Origin of the sequence: Desulfonatronospira sp., from assembly GCA_003563255.1 — a bacterium.
In the GTDB taxonomy this organism is placed as follows: Bacteria; Desulfobacterota; Desulfovibrionia; order Desulfovibrionales; family Desulfonatronovibrionaceae; genus Desulfonatronospira.
The window spans coordinates 1-2,941 of record PWSL01000041.1 but is presented as its reverse complement, the minus strand read 5'-3'; the positions used below and the strand labels follow the sequence as shown (position 1 = coordinate 2,941).

The following is a 2,941-nucleotide window of genomic DNA, read 5'->3' as shown; positions in this document are numbered from 1 at the left end:
TCCTGGCTTAAATCCAGGAGGTTTTCGCTGATGATCTGCATGTTCTGCAGAAGTCTTCGCAGTTCCTCGTTCTGGGACCTGAGCATGGTGTAGCTTCTGCTGCTCAGGCGCTCCACGCTCTTGCTGCTCTCCTTGAGGCTGGCAGCGGTGACGTCTATGCTGTCCATGGTTTCGGGCAGAGTCTTTGAGGCCTGGTGCAGGTTGTCCAGGGTCCGGGCTATCTGATCCGCAGCCCCCCCTTCCTTGTCTATCTGCAACCGGTCCAGGCCTTTATCCACCTTCTGCAGGATTTGTCTGGAATCCTTGAGCACTGCATGCAGATCGGTCCGCTTTACCTCCGGGTCCTCCAGTGGTCCGATGAGCCCGGATATTTTACGGTTGGTTTCCCTTAACTCCTCAATAAAGCCCTCCGCCCTGGCGGATATGCCGGCCAGGTCAAAGGACTGCACGCTCTTGTCCAGGCTCTGGATAAGATGGTCCAGGTGGTTCAGAGTCTTTTGAATATCCATTTCTTCTATCTTGGCCATGGTGTTGCCCAGGGACTCAAAGGTCTCCTCCAGGCGGGCGAATGTGCCGGGAGCAGAGGGCACATAAGGATTCCTGGGTTCCCAGCTTACGGGCAGAGGGGGATGGCGCGCAGGGTCCACGTAGTCCATCTCCAGATAGGCTGCACCGGTTATGCCCATGGGCAACAGCCTGATCCTGAGCCCCTTCTGAATTTCCTGCTCCAGAAACCTCTCAAAGGCTTCCTGGTCCGGCACCCCGAATTCGTCCAGCTCCAGGCTGATTTTCAGGAGGACGTAGCGGTCTCCGGGATCCACGGACCCGGGATACTTGAGTCCGGCAAAGGTTATCTCGTCCACCCGGCCCACGGTAACTCCGCGCATTTTGACCTGGGAGCCTCTGTCAATGCCCTGGACGGATTCATCCAGGTAAGTCTCAACGGTTACTGTTTCTCTCCACAGGGCACCTGTTCCCAGCACGGTCAGGGCCCCCAGGAAAAGAACCAGGCCTATGCTTACGAAGATGCCTATGGTGTAATAGTTGGGCTGGGTACTCATTGGGCGATTTTCTCCCGTTTAAGAAATGAGCGCACCCAGGGGTCCGTATGGGTGCGGCTCAGCTCCAGGGGGCTGCCCTGGGCTGCAAGGTTTTTATTGCGCTTATCCAGGATGATCATGCGGTCGGCGATCTTGAAGATGCTGTCCAGTTCGTGAGTGACGATGACAAAGGTTATTTTCAGGGTCCTGGCTATACTAAGGATAAGCTCATCCAGATCCAGCGAGGTCAGAGGGTCCAGTCCGGCTGATGGTTCGTCCAGGAAAAGTATGGACGGGTCCAGGGCCATGGCCCGGGCTATGGCTGCTCTTTTCTGCATTCCGCCGCTTATTTCCGAGGGCATGTGTTTTTCGTATCCTTCCAGGCCAACCTGGAAGAGCTTCAGGCGACAGACGAGATTCATGGCCTCCAGGGGCATGTCCGTGAATTCCTCCAGGGGCAGGCGCACGTTTTCCAGCAGGGTCATGGAGCCGAACAGTGCCCCGCTCTGGTAGCTGATGCCTATGCTGTTCATGATCTTCGTTTTTTCAGTGGGCGTGGCCCGGGTGAGGTTGCGGCCGTGGACAAAAATTTCCCCGTCCAGGGGAGAATAAAGTCCTATCAGGTGTTTTAGCAGGGTGCTCTTGCCGCTGCCTGAGCCACCCAGGATGACAAAAATTTCCCCGGTGTATACATCAAAGGAAACATTCTCCAGGAGGGTCTCTCCCGGAAAACCCATATACAGGTTGCGCACGCATACCGGGTGCTCAGTGGGTGATGGCACATTATAACTGTTCACCATAATATTTGTATATGCTCCAGTGGTCCGGGGATTCGGCAAACAGGACGTAAAAACTCGCTCCAAGGCAGCGTAAATCAAAACCTCTACAAGTTTTTATCAACTGGAAAATTTTCTATTACATACTTTGAATTAATTTCGTTGTTTAACGGTTTTGATTAACGCTGCCTACGTCGCTCAGACAGTTTACGCCCAGTTTGCCGAACCCCCGGACCCTGTCTTTTTGCCGATTATTTTATATCCCCAGCATGTAATAGACAACCGCAAAGATGCCGTCGGCCAGGATTATCAGGACTATGGCGCTGACCACGGCGCTGGTGGTGGAACGACCCACCGCACTGGCCCCGGAGCCGGTCTGCAGTCCCCGCACGCAGCCTATCCAGGCTACAAGGATACTGAAGACAAAAACTTTGACCATGCTGCCCAAAAAATCAGTCATGCCCACGGAAGTTTTCAGCTGGTGTATGTAAGTAGTCAGGGTGAAATCCATGGAAAGCATGACCAGGGCCCCGCCGATGAAGCTGAAGAGCAGGAAGAAAATACATAGAAGCGGAGTGACCAGCATGGCCGCCAGCATTCTGGGTACCACCAGGAAACGCACTGGGCTTAAACCCATGGTCTGCAGGGCATTTATCTCCTCGTTGGTCTTCATGGTCCCTATTTCAGCGGCAAAGGCCGATCCGGACCGCCCGGCCAGGATTATGCTTGTGACCAGGGGGCCCAGTTCCCGGACAATGGACAGGCCCAGAAGCTTGGCTACGAAGATCTCCGCCCCGAATGCCCTCAGGGTAATGGCGGTTTGAAAGGCGATGATCACTCCTATTAAAAATCCCATTAGAGCAATGATAAAAACCGCCCGGCCGCCCACTGCTTCCATGTGCGAGAGGACATCCTTCCAGCGCACGGTCCCCGGATGGGTCAGGCTGTAGGCAAAGGAAGACACGAATTCGCCCACAAAGGAGAAAAACTGCCTGGTATCCCGACCCAGGTTGACCGCTGCCCGGCCCAGTTCCTCCAGAGCCGAGTATTTGCGCTGCATGGGCCTGGGACGGCAATCGAAACAGTCAATCTCTTCCTGGATGTGCCTGAAGTCGGGACGCAGGC

At 54.9% G+C, this 2,941-nt stretch carries 3 protein-coding genes; all 3 read right to left on the bottom strand.

Features of this window, described 5'->3' with window-relative positions; genetic code table 11:
* A partial coding sequence (locus tag QZP87_RS01365; RefSeq protein ID WP_291321129.1) for an MlaD family protein occupies nucleotides 1–1,061 on the bottom strand: 1,061 nt, incomplete at its 3' end.
* The gene (locus tag QZP87_RS01360) at nucleotides 1,058–1,840 is read right to left on the bottom strand and encodes an ATP-binding cassette domain-containing protein (RefSeq protein WP_291321128.1); all 783 of its coding nucleotides are present in this window, start codon (nucleotides 1,838–1,840) and stop codon (nucleotides 1,058–1,060) included. The genes QZP87_RS01360 and QZP87_RS01365, both read right to left, overlap by 4 nt.
* A gap of 232 nt (nucleotides 1,841–2,072) precedes the next feature.
* Nucleotides 2,073–2,941 (bottom strand): ABC transporter permease (locus QZP87_RS01355; protein WP_291321127.1); only part of this gene is annotated, 869 nt, incomplete at its 5' end.